This is a genomic window from Staphylococcus sp. HMSC62A08 (assembly GCF_001839105.1).
GTDB classification, from domain to species: Bacteria; Bacillota; Bacilli; order Staphylococcales; family Staphylococcaceae; genus Staphylococcus; species Staphylococcus caprae.
On the sequence record NZ_KV840027.1, the window covers coordinates 328,703 to 346,300 of the forward strand.

Here is a 17,598-nt window from a genome sequence, read left to right on the forward strand (position 1 = left end):
TTGAAATCCTCTTACTGCTATTATTTTTTGGAACTCTCTTAAATTAAAATTAATTTCTCAAATTCTACTTAAGAGATTATTCTTTTTTACTTACTTTATAATCAATTAAATATATAGATTCTGGTGTGACGTTAAAGTTTTGAACTTTGTTACTTACACCATCTATTTGACTGTTATAAGTGATATAACTATTCGGTATATCATCTTTAGATTTTTCTAAAATATCATTTGTCACTGACGCACGTTGTTTTTCTCCAAAAGTCGTATTTAACTTATTAATAAGTTGAGTGACTTCTTTGTTGTTGTAATGACCTTTATTGAGTGCACCATTTGGTAAGTACGCTGTATTGAAGAAGTAACCTGTATCACCACGAGGTACTGTTAAATAACTATACATGGACACATCCCATGCTTTCGTATCTTTTAAGTAACCATCAATATCATCTACATTACGTAATTGAATATCAATATTTGCTTTTTTAGCTTCAGATTGAATGACTTGGCCAACTTTAGGTAATTCTGGGCGTCCATCATATGTGACCATATTGATTTTAAGTGGGTGAGATTTCGTATATCCTTCTTGTTCTAATAATTTTTTCGCTTTTTTAATATCTTGATTTTGAACTTTTCCATTTTCCACTGTTTTAAGTCTGTGATTGAAAGGTCCTGAAGCGGGCTTAGCATAATTTTTAGATACATCTTTAGCAATTTCTTTACGATTGATAATCATATCAAATGCTTTTCTAACATTTTTATTCATCTTTTTACTTTCATGATTATATAGTAGTAAATGTGTTCTAAATCCTGATGTACTTTGGATTTCTGCTTTTTTCGAATTTTTTACATCATTGATTCGATCTATTGGCACATCAGTCGTTAAATCAGATTTGCCTGACAATAAATTATCTACACGTGTATTACCATCTTCGTGGTAAGTTACATTGATTTTCTTCAATTTAGGTTTTCCTTGCCAGTAATCTTTGAATTTAGAGAGTTCAAGTTTTTGTGAACGTTTGTAATTATCTATTTGATAAGGTCCTGTACCTACTGGCTTATCACTCACTTTACTTTTCGCTTTCACATCGTAAATCGCTGCGAATGGACTCGCCAATTCTGATTTTAATTCAGGATAAGGTTCTTTAGTTGTAATTGTGACTTTTTGACCATCTGCATGAATTGATTGAATCGGTAGTGAACCTTTTAATAAATCACTTTTCTTCATACCTTCTTCGAGACTTTCTTTCACTGCTTGACCAGTTAACTGTCTTCCATCTTGGAATTTAATTTTATCTTTTAAAGTCAATTCTAATGTACTATCTGATTTTTGTTTATAACTTTTAACTAATAGAGGTTTAACTTTCCCATCTTTAGACATTTTGAAAAGTGATTCTAAAGCACCTACTTTAACAGGAATATCAGTCTCATAAGGCGCAATTGACTTCGTCTTTAATGGGATATCGATGTTTAAGGTATCTTTATCAGTTTTTGAATGATTACCACAGCTTGCTAAAATAAAAGATACCATTACAATAAGAATTATAAACTTTTTCATAAAACAAGTCCTTTCTATAAATAAATGAACATAATATGTGATAGGAGAACGATATGTCTAACATTAAAAGTAACATTATCAACTACTGGAATAAGCGATCTCAATCTTTCGTACAACACAAAAAAGAAGAGCTTCACAGTGAACAGGCACAACTTTGGATTAACGAAATTGAACGCTATGTTCATCTAGATAGTATACAAACCATTTTAGATATTGGAACAAGAGCAGGGTTTTTAGCCATTTTATGCTCCAAACACGATTGTGATGTGACTGGAATTGATATTTCACCTGAAATGATTCGTCAAGCTCAGAACTTATCACAAGAATTAAACGTTCATATTCAATTCAAAGTGATGGATGCTGAAGATTTAAAATTTGCGGATGGCACCTTTGATCTTGTCATTGCTCGCAATGTGACTTGGTTAATGACAAATCCTTCCAAAGCTTATGAAGAGTGGTTAAGAGTATTGAAACCACACGGTCATCTTTTAAATTTTGATGCGGATTATGGAAAAGATAAGTTTACGCAAATATCAGATTTGTCGAATAGTCATGCGCATAACGATTTAGAGTTTTCAATGCTCAAAGAAAGTGAACATCTAAAAAATGCAATAGATATTAATCAGCACACTCGACCAACATATGACTGTCAGATTCTAGAAAAATGTAATGTATCTAAAATAGAAGTGGATCAAAGTGTATATCAAAGAGTGAATCGTCCACAAAGTCAATTCTATAACCCATCTCAGTTATTCGGTATACATGTTGTTAAGTAAAATAGCATAGTTTTAAATATTATTATTTTTAATTTTAGACATATTTGTTATTCGCTAACATATTGATTATATAACTTATAATGAAAAATTAAAAATTTTTGTCAGATTTAATGACGTAAATAATTTCGTGAGGACATTCCCTCATGTTTGGAATAAGGGGATTCCCTACTTTTTAAAATAATGTGAAAATAATCACAAATATTAGAAAAATTGTTATACAATGCAGTTGAAAGGATTGGTAATAGTGATAGGTAACATATTAGTCGCGCACGGAATGAGAAAAGGTGAACAAAACAGGGCATTAGAAGAATTTATTACTACACTCCTGAAAAATGAAGACTACCATTACGAGTTGGCCTTTCTAGAAAGTGATACTCAAAATTTAGAGATTACAATGGAAAAAATGATTGAAAAAGGAATTTCAAGATTTAGAATTGTTCCATTACTCATATTTAGAGCGATGCATTATATCGGTGACATTCCTGAAATTTTGAAAGAAATGAAGGTCAAACACCCTCACATAAAGAGTGAAATGAGTGAACCACTTGGTACACATCCTTATATGAAAGAACTTGTAGAAAAAAGAATTGCTGACGTAAAATTACAAGAAACATCAAATGCTGCAACGGTTATTATCGCACATGGTAACGGAAGTGGTCGATTTACGAAGGCACATGATGAACTTAAAGAATTTGTTAAAACAATTGATTCAAATCAACCAGTATACGCTAGAGCGTTATATGGTGTTTTAACATTTAGAAATGACTTAGACGAAATCTCGAAGAACTATGACGACCTGATTATTGTGCCTCTATTTTTATTTGATGGTCGCTTAGTTAATAAAGTCAAACGTCTTATTTCAGAAATGGACATTCATTGTGATTTGCATATCACGCCATCAATCAATTTTGATACGATTTTAAAATTGATTATTCGTGAGCGTTTGGAACAATTGAATGTTTAATGTTACTTGACTCACTACTTCCTTAGTTTAGACCTTATTACCAATCCTTTAGCAACAGATGGTAAAGTAATTTTTAATGTTAGAGGAGCATATATATGTCTAAACAAAAATTAGTAATGATTGGCAATGGTATGGCAGGAATCAGAACGATAGAAGAAATTATCAATCGTGATGCAAATCGATATGACATCACTGTCATTGGTAAAGAACCTTATCCTAACTATAACCGCATCATGTTATCTAATATTTTACAGAATAAGATGACTGTAGAAGAAACAATAATGAATAGTTATGATTGGTATGCTGAAAATCGTATTACTTTAATTAATGATGACCCGGTTGTAAAAGTGAATAGAGAAGCTCAAAGTGTTACGACGCAAAGTGGCAAAGAAGTTAATTATGATATTTGTATTTTTGCGACTGGTTCAAAAGCGTTCGTTTTACCTATTGAAGGTTCAGATTTACCTAGCGTGATTGGCTGGAGAACAATTGAAGATACTGAACGAATAATCGATATTGCCAACAAAAAGAAAAAAGCAATTGTAATTGGTGGGGGATTACTTGGTTTAGAATGTGCTAGAGGTTTACTTGATCAAGGCATGGAAGTCACAGTTTTACACCTTGCTGAATGGCTCATGGAAATGCAATTAGACCGTAAAGCTGCCGACATGCTTAAAGCAGATTTAGAAAAGCAAGGTATGCATTTTGAATTACAAGCGAACACTAAAAAGATTATAGGAAATGACGATGTTGAAGCTGTCCAACTCGCCGATGGTCGAGTCATCGAGACAGATTTAGTTGTGATGGCAGTAGGCATTAGACCTTATACAGAAGTTGCTAAAGATGCAGGATTAGACGTTGAGCGAGGTATTGTAGTTAATGATTACTTACAAACGTCTGACGCTCATATTTATGCTATAGGTGAATGTGCGCAACATAATGGTAAGGTATACGGGCTTGTAGCTCCTTTATATGAACAAGGTAAAGTACTAGCTGATTATTTAACTGATAATGAAACGAAGGGCTATAAAGGTTCTACAACGTTTACTTCATTAAAGGTTTCAGGTTGCGATTTATATAGTGCGGGTCAAATTGTGGAAAATGAAGAAGTACATGGCATTGAAATCTTTAATAGTATAGACAATATCTATAAGAAAGTTTATTTAAACAATGGACAAGTCGTAGGTGCGGTATTATATGGTGATACAGACGATGGTTCTCGTTTTTATAATATGATGAAAAAGCATGAATCATTAGAAGACTATACCCTTGTGTCATTATTACACAAAGGAAATGAAGCATCTGGTACGTCAGTTGCTGATATGGCTGATGATGAAACAGTATGTGGTTGTAATGGCGTGGACAAAGGAACGATTGTTAATGCAATTACTAAAGAAGGACTTACATCAGTAGATGAAGTAACGCAATCAACGAAAGCGGGTAATTCTTGTGGTAAATGTAAGAAACAAATAGGAGAAATACTTCAATACACTTTAGGAGATGACTTTGTTGCTGCGAAGCCTGCAGGTATTTGTAGTTGCACAGATTTAACTAGAGATCAGATTGTGACACAAATTAGAGCTAAAGGACTTAAAACATCCAAAGAAGTCAGACATGTTCTGAATTTCAAAGATAAAAATGGATGTCCAAAATGTCGTCCAGCCATTAATTACTATTTAAATATGGTATATCCATTCGAACATCAAGATGAGAAGGAATCACGCTTTGCGAATGAACGCTATCATGCCAATATTCAAAATGATGGAACATTTTCAGTGATACCTCAAATGAGAGGCGGCGTGACTGATGCTGATCAATTAATTAGACTCGGAGAAGTGGCTAAGAAATATAATGTCCCATTAGTTAAAGTTACTGGGTCACAACGTGTAGGCTTATATGGTTTGAAAAAAGAAGAACTACCTAAAGTATGGGAAGACTTAGGTATGCGTTCAGCTTCAGCTTACGGTAAAAAAACACGTTCAGTTAAAAGTTGTGTAGGTAAAGAGTTTTGTCGCTTTGGTACGCAATATACAACACGTTTAGGTATTAGACTTGAAAAAACATTTGAATATATTGATACACCTCATAAGTTTAAAATGGGCGTTTCAGGTTGCCCAAGAAGCTGCGTTGAGTCTGGTGTCAAAGACTTTGGTGTCATATCAGTTGAGAACGGCTTCCAAATCTATATTGGAGGTAACGGCGGTACTGATGTCACTGTGGGTCAATTGCTCACAACAGTTGAAACAGAAGATGAAGTCATCCAATTATGTGGTGCGCTCATGCAATATTATAGAGAAACAGGCATCTATGCAGAAAGAACAGCACCTTGGCTCAACCGTTTAGGCTTTGAAAATGTTAAAGAAGTTTTATTGGATAAAGATAGACAACAAGAGTTATTCAATCGAATTATGGAAGCTAAAAAAGCAATTGAAATGGAACCATGGCAAGCTATTGTAGAAGATAACAAAGCACAAAAAATCTTTGAAGTTGAGAAGGTGTAATAAATGAAAGCAATGGAAAAGGTAAAGGTCACTACTATAGACGCGTTAACGCCTCTTATTGGTAAAAAGGTTATCGTAAACGAAAAAGAAATCGGCATCTTCTTAACTGAAGATGGAAAGGTTCACGCTGTAAGTAATATATGTCCGCATAAACAAGGGCCATTGTCAGAAGGGACAGTAAGTGGAAAGTATGTGTATTGTCCGTTGCATGACCAAAAAATAGATTTGGATTCAGGAGAAGTTCAAGAGCCTGATACAGGATGTGTGAGCACATATCAAGTTGAAGTGATTGATGGAGATGTCTATCTATGTCTGTAGATTCAATGGGGAAGGTTTACCTGGTCGGAGCAGGCCCTGGAAATCCTAATTTACTAACCAAAAAAGCAGAAAAATTAATTAGAGCCGCTGATGTGATTCTCTATGATCGCTTAGTTAACCCATTGATTTTACAATATGCACCTCCACATACTGAAATGATTGATGTAGGCAAGAAACCTTATTTCAAACATATTCAACAAGACGAAATAAATATGAAAATGGTTCAAATGGCTAAAAAATATCATTGCGTTATCAGACTAAAAGGCGGCGATCCAGCAATATTTGGGCGAGTAACTGAAGAAATCACTACGCTTAAAGCGTATGGTATTGAACATGAGATTGTACCTGGAGTGACTTCAGCGAGTGCAGCAGTTGCATCATTAAATACTGGCTTAACAATGAGATCAATCGTACCAAGTGTCACTTTCTCAACAGGTCATTTTAAAGATTCGTCCAATCGAGAAACAGATATTCGTAATTTAATTAACGGTGGTACTTTGGCTATTTATATGGGAATTAAACGATTAGGTCATATTATTAAACAAATTACAGCTTACACAAACGAAGACTACCCTATAGCAATTGTATTTAACGCCACATGTTACAACCAACAGGTAGTGACAGGTTATTTAAGTACGATTGAAGAAACGTTAAGTCAAACGCATTTCGATGGACAACCAGGTATCTGCATTTTAGGTTCGTTAGTGAAATATATCGATCAATCCAATTTTAATATGGAGAAAATGGCTGAGGATGTAATGCCAACGTTATACCTTATTAAAGGTGATAAAGAACTGGCTTTAAGAAAAGCTGAAGAACTGTATGAAGAAGGGAAACAATGTTTATTAGATTATGATGAGCAATATCACCCATCACAACAAACCATTTATCAAAATTTAACCAATCAATATCATATTGAATATATTGAAGTTTAGAAGACGCTATCCTTCTTATTTTAATTTACTTTACTGATGAAATGAGACCATGAATTCAATTTCGAATTCATGGTCTTTTTTAGGGATTAAACATGTTTAATTAGGCATTTCCCTAATATCTAAACTTTGTGAAAAAATATACAATCTATTTGAACGTAATAACAATGATAGGAATGTGAAAGTAGCAAATGCATTTGATAGTAGGAGGATATTATTGATGGGAAAATTTGGATTAAATTTCTTTAAACCGACTGAAAAGTTTAATGGAAATTGGTCGGTTTTAGAACATAAGAGTAGAGAATGGGAGAAAATGTATCGCGAAAGATGGAGTCATGACAAAGTTGTTCGTACAACGCATGGCGTCAACTGTACAGGTTCATGTTCATGGAAAGTGTTTGTGAAAAATGGTGTTATTACGTGGGAAAATCAACAAACTGATTATCCGAGTTGCGGACCGGACATGCCTGAATTTGAACCTAGAGGATGTCCGAGAGGGGCTTCATTTTCATGGTATGAATATAGTCCGCTTAGAGTGAAATATCCATATATAAGAGGTAAATTATTGGATTTATGGACTGAAGCATTAGAGGAGAACAACGGTCATCGCATTGCTGCTTGGGCTTCGATCGTTGAAGATGAAGAGAAAGCTAAAATTTATAAGGAAGCTAGAGGTAAAGGTGGACATGTAAGAGCGAATTGGAAAGATGTCACCGATATTATTGCTGCTCAAATCCTTTACACAATTAAAAAAGATGGACCAGATCGAATCGCAGGCTTCACACCTATACCGGCAATGTCGATGATTAGTTATGCTTCAGGCGCTCGATTTATTAATTTATTAGGTGGAGAGATGCTTAGTTTCTATGATTGGTATGCGGACTTACCTCCTGCATCGCCACAAATTTGGGGAGAACAAACGGATGTACCAGAATCAAGTGACTGGTTTAATGCTGCTTACATTATTATGTGGGGCTCAAATGTACCGTTAACACGTACGCCTGATGCACATTTTATGACAGAAGTCAGATATAAAGGGACTAAAGTAATTTCAGTAGCACCTGATTATGCTGAGAATGTAAAGTTTGCTGACAATTGGTTGGCGCCTCATCCTGGTACTGATGCTGCTGTAGCTCAAGCGATGACGCATGTGATTTTACAAGAATTTTACGTTAATCAACCGAATAACATGTTTATAGATTACGCAAAACAATATACAGATATGCCTTTCATTATTATGTTGGACAAAGATGAAAAGGGTTATAAAGCTGGTAGATTCTTAAGAGAAAGCGACTTAGGAATTGAAAGTGAAAATAGTGAATGGAAACCAGTGATTAAAGATATGGTCAGCCAACAGTTTGTCGTACCAAATGGAACGATGGGACAACGTTGGGAAGAAGGTAAGAAATGGAACTTAAAATTAGAAACAGAAGATGGTACTCAAATTAATCCAGCCTTATCAATGACAGATGATGATTACGAATTACAGACAATTCAATTTCCTTATTTCGATAGTAATGGTGATGGCATATTTGAAAGACCTATACCGACTCAAACCATTCAATTAGCAAATGGTGAAGAAGTTTGTGTAACGACTGTTTATGATTTGATGACAAGTCAATATGGGATCCAACGCTTTAATCATGAATTAGAAGCACAATCATATGAAGACAGTACATCTAAATACACACCTGCGTGGCAAGAATCAATCACAGGCATCAAAAAAGAATTAGTCATTCAAGTAGCTAGAGAATTTGCTCAAAATGCTATCGATACGAATGGGCGTTCTATGATTATTATGGGTGCCGGTATTAATCATTGGTTTAATTCCGATACGATTTATCGTGCCATATTAAATTTAGTAATGTTGTGTGGTTGTCAAGGCGTAAATGGTGGCGGTTGGGCGCACTATGTAGGTCAAGAAAAGTGTCGTCCAATAGAAGGTTGGAACACAATTGCATTTGCTAAAGACTGGCAAGGGCCACCACGTTTGCAAAATGGTACAAGTTGGTTCTACTTTGCAACAGATCAATGGAAATATGAGGAATCAAATGTAGATCAATTTAAATCTCCACTAGCCAAAAATATTAAACATCAACATCCAGCTGACTATAATGTAACGGCTGCACGATTAGGATGGCTTCCATCCTATCCTCAATTCAATAAGAATAGTCTTTTATTCGGTGAGGAAGCGAAAGAAGCTGGAGACAATTCAAATGAAGCCATTCTGAAAAGAGCGATAGATTCGGTTAAAAACAAGGAAACACAATTCGCAGTTGAAGATCCTGACTTAAGAAAGAATCATCCTAAAACACTCTTTGTTTGGAGATCTAATTTAATATCTAGTTCAGCTAAAGGGCAAGAATATTTCATGAAACACTTATTAGGTACGCGGTCAGGTTTAATGGCAGAACCTAATGAAGACGATAAACCATCAGAAATTAAATGGAGAGAAGACACAGTCGGCAAATTAGACTTGTTGGTGTCATTAGATTTTAGAATGACTGCCACACCACTATATTCTGACATTGTTTTACCAGCAGCTACTTGGTATGAAAAACATGACCTATCTTCAACTGACATGCATCCATTCATCCATCCATTTAATCCAGCCATTGATCCATTATGGGAATCACGTTCAGATTGGGATATCTATAAGACTTTGAGTAAAGCTATTTCAGAGATGGCTAAAGATTATTTGCCAGGAACATTTAAAGATGTTGTAACAACGCCTTTAGCACATGATTCTAAACAAGAAATCGGTACAGCATATGGAGTAGTCAAAGATTGGTCTAAAGGAGAAGTGGAAGGTATACCAGGTAAAACAATGCCTAATTTCTCTATTGTAGAACGTGATTATACTCAAATTTACAATAAATATGTCACAGTTGGTCCTTTATTAGAAAAGGCCAAAGTCGGGGCACATGGTGTAAGTTTTAGTGTTTCTGAACAATACGAAGAATTAAAAAGTATGGTAGGAACTTGGAATGCTGATAACGACAATTCAATACGACATGGTAAACCACGTATTGATACAGCTAGAAAGGTAGCTGATGTGATTTTAAATATTTCTTCGGCTACAAATGGACAGTTATCTCAAAAATCTTATGAAGATTTAGAGAATCAAACTGGTATGAAATTAAAAGATATTTCAGAAGCACGTGCGTCTGAAAAGATATCGTTTTTAAATATTACATCACAACCTAGAGAAGTTATTCCTACGGCAGTCTTCCCAGGTTCAAATAAAAATGGACGACGTTATTCACCTTTTACAACAAATATTGAAAGACTTGTACCTTTTAGAACCTTAACTGGTAGACAAAGTTATTATTTAGACCATGAAATATTCCAACAATTTGGCGAAAGCCTACCTATTTATAAACCAACTTTACCACCTATGGTATTTGGTACACGTGATAAGAAGGTTAAAGGTGGACAAGACGCCTTAGTGCTTAGATATTTAACGCCTCATGGCAAATGGAATATCCACTCAACATATCAAGATAATGAACGTATGCTTACTTTATTTAGAGGTGGGCCTGTCGTTTGGATTTCTAATGAAGACGCAGAAGCGCATGATATAAAAGATAATGATTGGTTAGAAGTCTATAACCGCAATGGTGTGGTTACTGCTAGAGCAGTTACATCACATCGTATGCCAAGAGGCACAATGTTTATGTATCATGCTCAAGATAAACACATTGAAACACCAGGATCAGAAATTACTGATACACGAGGTGGTTCACATAATGCACCAACAAGAATTCACTTAAAACCAACGCAACTGGTTGGAGGATATGCTCAAATAAGCTATCACTTTAATTATTATGGACCAATCGGAAATCAAAGGGATGTTTATGTGGCGGTAAGAAAGATGAAAGAGGTGAATTGGCTTGAAGATTAAAGCTCAAATAGCGATGGTCTTAAATTTAGATAAATGTATTGGTTGTCATACGTGTAGTGTTACATGTAAGAATACATGGACAAATAGACCTGGTGCGGAATATATGTGGTTCAATAATGTAGAAACTAAGCCAGGTGTGGGATATCCAAAACGCTGGGAAGATCAAAGTCATTATAAAGGTGGCTGGATTCTAAATAAAAAAGGGAAACTCGAATTAAAGTCTGGTAATAGATGGTCAAAAATTGCATTAGGAAAGATCTTTTACAATCCTGATATGCCACTTATCAAAGATTATTATGAACCTTGGACATATAACTATGAACATTTGACAACTGCAAAAGAAGGTAAGCACTCACCAGTCGCTAAGGCGCATTCACTGATTTCTGGCGATAAATTAGATTTAGAATGGGGACCAAACTGGGAGGATGACTTAGCAGGGGCTCATGTCACAGGTCCAAAGGATCCAAATATTCAACAAATTGAAGAAGATATTAAGTTCCAGTTTGATGAGACATTTATGATGTATCTGCCGAGATTATGTGAACACTGTCTTAATCCAAGTTGTGTTGCATCATGTCCTTCAGGCGCTATGTATAAAAGGGATGAAGATGGTATCGTATTAGTCGATCAAGACGCGTGTCGAGGCTGGCGTTATTGTATGACTGGTTGCCCTTATAAAAAAGTTTACTTCAACTGGAAAACGAATAAAGCTGAAAAATGTACATTTTGTTTCCCTAGAATAGAAGCAGGTATGCCAACAGTTTGTTCAGAAACGTGTACAGGTAGAATGAGATATTTAGGCGTTCTATTATATGATGCCGATCGCGTTCAAGAAGCGGCCTCTGCAGTGGATCAAAAAGATTTATATGAAAAACAACTAGATTTATTCTTAGATCCATTTGATGAAGAAGTGATTGCTGAGGCTGAGCGACAAGGATTAAGTCATGAATGGATTAATGCAGCTCAAAATTCTCCAGTATATAAACTCGCTGTAGAATATAAGATGGCATTTCCATTACACCCAGAATTTAGAACAATGCCTATGGTTTGGTACTGCCCACCTTTAAGTCCGATTATGAGTTATTTCGAAGGTCAAAACGCAGGACAAAATCCAGATATGATTTTTCCTGCAATCGAAGAAATGCGCTTACCTATAGAATATTTAGCAAATCTATTAACTGCAGGGGATACGGCACCTGTCAAACAAGGCTTACAAAAAATGGCTATGATGAGAAGTTATATGAGAGCCAAAGTGACTCAACAACCGTTTGATTATTCTAAACTTGAATGTTTAGGTTTAACAGAAAGTCAATTAAACGATATGTATCGATTATTGGGAATCGCTAAGTATGAAGATCGATTTGTTGTTCCGTCATCACATAAAGAAACGTATTTGGACACTTATAAAGCTCAAGGAAGTCAAGGGTATGGTGGAGAATACTTTGGCGCTAATTGTGAAGGTTGTGGCGTTGCAGTAGGTTCTGGTAAAACAGGACAAGAGATTTATAATGATAATTTCTATGGAGGGATTTTCCGTGATTAATCTACAGAAATTACATCGTTTTCAAGAAAGCTTAGGTTATCTAGGACAACAAATTAATTTTCCGGAGAAGCTAACCTTTCATCCAACAACATTCGAAGAAACCATTACACAGTCGCACCCAGGTTATGAAGAATTAAGTCATTATCGAAATATAATGATGCAATATTCTTTATCTGAAATCAAAGCTATCTATACGGATACGTTTGATTTTAGTAAAAATTATCCTTTATACATGACATATAATAAATTTGATACTCAGAAAGAACGCGGACAAATGTTAGCTAAGTTGAAAGTATTGTATGAAATGTTTGGACTTAAAATGGTAGATAACGAGTTGTCAGATTACCTACCATTGATGCTTCAATTCTTACAAATTGCCGATTGGGAGAATGATGACCGAGCACAGGAAAACTTGCAATTAATTATTATGATTATTGAAGATGGGACTTACGAAATGGCTAATGAACTTGCTAAAAATAATAACCCTTATGCGTATGTAATTAAAGCTTTAAGAAAAACTTTAAAAGCGTGTATCGAGTCGCCTAGAGAGGTGGAAAGCCATGCTTAATCAATTTATTTGGATTATCTATCCGTATTTGTGTTTAACTATTTTCATTATTGGACATTTAGCACGCTATAAATATGATCAATTTTCTTGGACGGCGAAATCCAGCGAATTAATTGAAAAGAAACAATTAAAATGGGGAAGTTTATTGTTTCATTTAGGTGTTATTCCAGTATTCTTTGGGCATGTGGTAGGTTTATTGGTACCTGCAAATTGGCTTGAAGCGGTTGGAGTTAATAATCATATTTATCATATTGGTGCGGTATATATAGGAAGTATTTTTGGTATAATAACATTATTAGGTATGATGTTACTTACGTTAAGAAGACTTACAATCAAAAATGTAAGACGTTTAAGTTCTTTTTCAGACATATTCGTTAATATTCTTCTGTGTATCATATTGATAATGGGTTGCTATTCAACTATTTTTACGAATGCAGTCCAACCTGATTTTGACTATCGCCAAACCATAGCCATTTGGTTTAGACATTTATTTATGTTTTCACCTAATGCTGACCTTATGTTAAATGTACCGTTATCTTTTAAAGTTCATATCTTATTAGGATTCACAATATTTGCATTATGGCCATTTACGAGATTGGTTCATGTGTGGAGTGTCCCGCTTTCATATATGAATAGAAGATATATTATTTACCGGAAAAATAAAGTTTAATGAAGAGGGGATGGGTAAGTTGAAACCAGAATCTTTATTACACAACAAAAGTCTACAAGATAATTTAGATCGATTGAGAAAGAACGAAGGTTATGATTTTGGCGCAATTGCAATGTATGAACATTATCATAGATCTTCTCCTATTAAATGGAAATATGTCTCAGGTAATACGAATGAACGGTACAAACTTATCATTTTAAGAAAGGGCAGAGGCTTAGCTGGTACTGTTATGAAGACAGGGAAACGTATGGTTATTGCAGATGTAGATATGGCATTAACTCAAGCCGAGAAAATAAAGTTCCCCATCATCTTGAATGAAGCACTAACAGCAGTAGTGGCAGTACCATTATGGCTTGATGAACAAATGTACGGCGTATTATTGTTAGGTCAACGAAATCATCAACCTCTTCCACAGACATTAGAACAACTTGATATACAAAGCCAAATTGGATTTTTTACAGAAATGAATTAGGTGATAACCATGCAAAGTAAACTAGAAGGCAGTATTGAAGCACTATTGCATAAGTACTACGATGCGACGACTGAAAAGATTGTCTTTGTGAATCATCTCGGTAAAATTATAGCGATGAATGACGCCGCTAGCGATATTTTATCTGAAGAAGATAATTATAATGCGATGACTCATGCAATTTGCAATCGTTGTGAAGGATATTCTAATGAATATGATATTCAATCTTGTGAGAATTGTTTTTTAGAAGAAAATCAACTACAGAAATCAAATTTCCAAGTATTTATGAAGACGAAAGATAATAAAGTAGAACCTTTTACGGCTACGTATCAAACGATTGATTCAGACAGAGGGATTAGTGCGTTTACTTTACAAAATGTGTCTCCTCAAATTGAGAGACAAGAAAAAATGTATCAACAAAAGATGTTGCATAAATCGATTCAAGCACAAGAAAATGAACGCAAAAGAATTTCTCGTGAACTTCATGATAGTGTGATTCAAGAAATGTTAAATATTGATGTTGAACTGCGACTTTTAAAATATAAATATCAAGATGAAAATTTAGTAGACAGTGCGCAGCATATTGAGGGTTTAGTATCGCAACTCATTGATGACATTAGAAATCTATCAGTCGAATTGAGACCCTCCTCATTGGATGATTTAGGTATTGAGGCTGCCTTTAATTCTTATTTCAAACAGTTTGAAGAGAATTATGGTATTCAAATTAATTATCAATCTAATATCAAAGGTATGCGTTTTGATAATGAGGTTGAAACGGTGGTATATCGTGTGATTCAAGAAGCTGTATTAAATTCATTAAAATATGCTGAAGTAAACGAAATAGAAGTGAATATTAATAAAAGTGACAATAGATTACTAGCTGAAGTTGTAGATCGTGGAAAGGGTTTCAATATTGAGGATAAGCCTAAAGGATCAGGGTTGGGCTTTTACGGCATGAAAGAACGTGCTGAATTAGTTAATGGAAATATTAACATTGAATCTCATATTAACAAGGGAACCATCGTAACGTTAGATATACCTATATAAAAATCTTGGGGGAATTAATGTGAAGATTGTTATAGCAGATGACCATGCTGTAGTAAGGACTGGATTCTCAATGATATTAAACTATCAAGAAGATATGGAAGTTGTAGCAACTGCAGCAGATGGTGTGGAAGCATATCAAAAGGTCTTAGAGTATAGACCCGATGTTTTAATATTAGATTTAAGTATGCCACCTGGCGAATCAGGTTTAGTCGCTACAAGCAAAATTTCTGAAAGCTTCCCAGAGACAAAAATTTTAATTTTAACAATGTATGATGATGAAGAATATTTGTTTCATGTACTGAAAAGTGGTGCGAAAGGTTATATTTTGAAAAATGCGCCTGATGAACAGTTAATATTGGCTGTGAGAACGGTATATAGAGGGGAAACATATATTGATATGAAATTAACCACTTCTTTAGTTAATGAATTTATTAATCAATCTAACCAAGAAGAAGTTAATTATTCATCAGACCCATTTAAAGTTTTGTCTAAACGAGAACTTGAAATCTTGCCTTTAATTGCCAAAGGATACGGTAATAAAGAAATCGCTGAAAAGTTATTTGTGTCTGTAAAGACGGTCGAAGCACACAAAACGCATATAATGAATAAATTAAATCTTAAAAGTAAACCAGAACTTGTTGAATATGCGTTGAAAAAGAAATTGCTTGAGTTTTAAATGAATAGAACGCTCACTTTTAAGAATATAACAAACCAAAAATAGCTATGAGAAATCGATAACGGTTTTTCATAGCTATTTGTATTTAAAGGCTGAGTCGCGACTTTCAAGAGAGGAAACTCATCTCTACGTTCAGCACATTAATAACTCAATTTATTATAGGGAAAAAGAAGCTCTAAATCAGGGGAAATCCTTATGTTCATTTTTTCACAATCATCTTAAAATTAAATTGTAATTAGTACTGTGTCTATATCACTTATTCGCTTTTAACGACTTTTAATTTTGACCTCTTATCAGATGATAGTCGCGGTACTAATATTTGTTTACTATAAATTTTATGAAGGTGAAAACAACATGAAAAAAGGAGTTTATCAGCTTACATTACAAACGCTAAGTTTAATAGTTGGATTTATGGCATGGAGTATTATTTCTCCATTGATGCCGTTTATAACTCAAGATATTCAAATTTCGGCTAGCCAAGTATCTGTGATTTTAGCTATTCCGGTCATTTTAGGATCAGTTTTGCGTGTACCATTTGGTTATCTTACAAATATAATTGGTGCTAAATGGGTATTTTTTAGCAGTTTTATTATTTTGCTATTTCCTATATTCTTTTTGGGACAAGCACAAAGCACGACAATGCTTATGGTATGTGGCTTCTTCTTAGGAGTAGGGGGCGCAATCTTCTCAGTAGGTGTAACGGCTTTACCAAAATATTTCTCTAAAGATAAAGTAGGACTAGCTAACGGTATATACGGAATGGGAAATATAGGAACAGCGATCTCATCTTTTTGTGCACCTGTTCTTGCTGGTTTAATAGGTTGGCAAAGTACAGTAAGAAGTTACTTAATTATTATCGGTCTATTTGCAGTATTAATGTTCTTATTGGGAGATAATAAAGAAACGAAAGTTAAAGTACCTTTAATGTCACAAATGAAAGTGTTATCGAAAAATTATAAATTATATTATTTAAGTTTGTGGTATTTTATTACGTTTGGTGCTTTTGTTGCATTTGGTCTATTTTTACCGAATTATTTAGTTCATCATTTTGAAATTGATAAAGTAGATGCGGGTATTCGTTCAGGAGTATTTATTGCACTTGCAACATTCTTAAGACCACTTGGTGGAGTGTTAGGGGATAAATTTAATGCAGTAAAAATGCTTATCATAGACTTTATGTTCCTGATTATAGGAGGCATGATTTTAAGTTTATTTGATGGTATGATTCACTTCACAATTGGTTGCTTAGCGATAAGTATTTGTGCGGGTATTGGTAATGGTCTTGTCTTTAAATTAGTTCCATCATATTTCTTAAAAGAAGCTGGCTCAGCTAATGGTATCGTGTCAATGATGGGAGGACTAGGTGGTTTCTTCCCACCTTTAGTCATCACGTTTGTGACTGGTTTAACAGGATCTAGTCATCTTGCCTTTGGATTACTTGTGTTATTCGCATTGATTGCGTTAATGACAATGATTCATTTATATAAAAAGGAAAACATCTCTAACATTTCAACGATATACGACAAATAGCTAATATATGACAAATTAATTTTACTATTTGTTTAAAATACGATTGCTTAAGCATATACATTATAACCCTCAATTCTAGATAGAGTTGAGGGTTAAATTTTATTTATTGAATTGCAATCGTTGTCGCTTTCTCGTCTTCATCGATGAC

Annotated in this window: 14 protein-coding genes; 13 read left to right on the plus strand and 1 reads right to left on the minus strand. The window is 34.4% G+C overall.

Features of this window, described 5'->3' with window-relative positions:
• Nucleotides 1-76 precede the first annotated feature (76 nt).
• Nucleotides 77-1,552 (minus strand): nickel ABC transporter substrate-binding protein, encoded by a 1,476-nt coding sequence (gene nikA, locus HMPREF3264_RS02315; protein WP_070871800.1) that lies wholly within the window; start codon nt 1,550-1,552, stop codon nt 77-79.
• 53 nt (nt 1,553-1,605) lie between these two features.
• On the opposite strand from nikA, the gene HMPREF3264_RS02320 reads away from it, so the two are divergent.
• From HMPREF3264_RS02320 to HMPREF3264_RS02380, 13 genes are all read left to right on the plus strand, one after another.
• Complete coding sequence (locus tag HMPREF3264_RS02320; protein WP_070871801.1) at nt 1,606-2,328, plus strand: class I SAM-dependent methyltransferase; 723 nt, start codon at nt 1,606-1,608, stop codon at nt 2,326-2,328.
• 244 nt (nt 2,329-2,572) lie between these two features.
• The gene (locus HMPREF3264_RS02325; protein ID WP_070871802.1) at nt 2,573-3,292 is read left to right on the plus strand and encodes a sirohydrochlorin chelatase; all 720 of its coding nucleotides are present in this window, start codon (nt 2,573-2,575) and stop codon (nt 3,290-3,292) included.
• A 95-nt stretch (nt 3,293-3,387) separates the two neighbouring features.
• A complete protein-coding gene (gene nirB / locus HMPREF3264_RS02330) occupies nt 3,388-5,793 on the plus strand; it encodes a nitrite reductase large subunit NirB (RefSeq protein ID WP_070871803.1) in 2,406 nt (801 codons plus the stop codon).
• Between the two features lie 3 nt (nt 5,794-5,796).
• The gene (nirD, locus tag HMPREF3264_RS02335; protein ID WP_002444050.1) at nt 5,797-6,111 is read left to right on the plus strand and encodes a nitrite reductase small subunit NirD; all 315 of its coding nucleotides are present in this window, start codon (nt 5,797-5,799) and stop codon (nt 6,109-6,111) included.
• A complete protein-coding gene (cobA, locus tag HMPREF3264_RS02340; RefSeq protein WP_070871804.1) occupies nt 6,102-7,046 on the plus strand; it encodes a uroporphyrinogen-III C-methyltransferase in 945 nt (314 codons plus the stop codon). The genes nirD and cobA overlap by 10 nt, the downstream gene beginning before the upstream one ends.
• 217 nt (nt 7,047-7,263) lie before the next feature.
• Entirely contained in the window at nt 7,264-10,947 is a 3,684-nt protein-coding gene (locus HMPREF3264_RS02345; RefSeq protein WP_070871805.1) for a nitrate reductase subunit alpha, read from the plus strand.
• Nucleotides 10,937-12,490 (plus strand): nitrate reductase subunit beta, encoded by a 1,554-nt coding sequence (narH, locus tag HMPREF3264_RS02350; RefSeq protein ID WP_070871806.1) that lies wholly within the window; start codon nt 10,937-10,939, stop codon nt 12,488-12,490. Before HMPREF3264_RS02345 ends, narH begins: the two co-directional genes overlap by 11 nt.
• The gene (narJ, locus tag HMPREF3264_RS02355) at nt 12,468-13,058 is read left to right on the plus strand and encodes a nitrate reductase molybdenum cofactor assembly chaperone (protein WP_176746807.1); all 591 of its coding nucleotides are present in this window, start codon (nt 12,468-12,470) and stop codon (nt 13,056-13,058) included. Before narH ends, narJ begins: the two co-directional genes overlap by 23 nt.
• Nucleotides 13,051-13,728, plus strand: a complete 678-nt coding sequence (narI, locus tag HMPREF3264_RS02360) for a respiratory nitrate reductase subunit gamma (protein WP_002444041.1) — start codon at nt 13,051-13,053, stop codon at nt 13,726-13,728. The genes narJ and narI overlap by 8 nt, the downstream gene beginning before the upstream one ends.
• A 19-nt stretch (nt 13,729-13,747) precedes the next feature.
• The gene (gene nreA / locus HMPREF3264_RS02365) at nt 13,748-14,200 is read left to right on the plus strand and encodes a nitrate respiration regulation accessory nitrate sensor NreA (RefSeq protein ID WP_037541636.1); all 453 of its coding nucleotides are present in this window, start codon (nt 13,748-13,750) and stop codon (nt 14,198-14,200) included.
• 9 nt (nt 14,201-14,209) lie between these two features.
• Nucleotides 14,210-15,244 carry a sensor histidine kinase gene (locus HMPREF3264_RS02370; protein WP_037541634.1) on the plus strand — a complete coding sequence of 345 codons (1,035 nt, stop codon included), beginning with the start codon at nt 14,210-14,212 and terminating at the stop codon, nt 15,242-15,244.
• A 19-nt stretch (nt 15,245-15,263) separates the two neighbouring features.
• Nucleotides 15,264-15,920, plus strand: coding sequence for a nitrate respiration regulation response regulator NreC (nreC, locus tag HMPREF3264_RS02375; protein ID WP_002444035.1), 657 nt, complete (start codon nt 15,264-15,266; stop codon nt 15,918-15,920).
• Nucleotides 15,921-16,274: 354 nt separating this feature from the next.
• A complete protein-coding gene (locus tag HMPREF3264_RS02380; RefSeq protein WP_070871807.1) occupies nt 16,275-17,450 on the plus strand; it encodes a nitrate/nitrite transporter in 1,176 nt (391 codons plus the stop codon).
• The last annotated feature ends 148 nt before the right edge of the window (nt 17,451-17,598 follow it).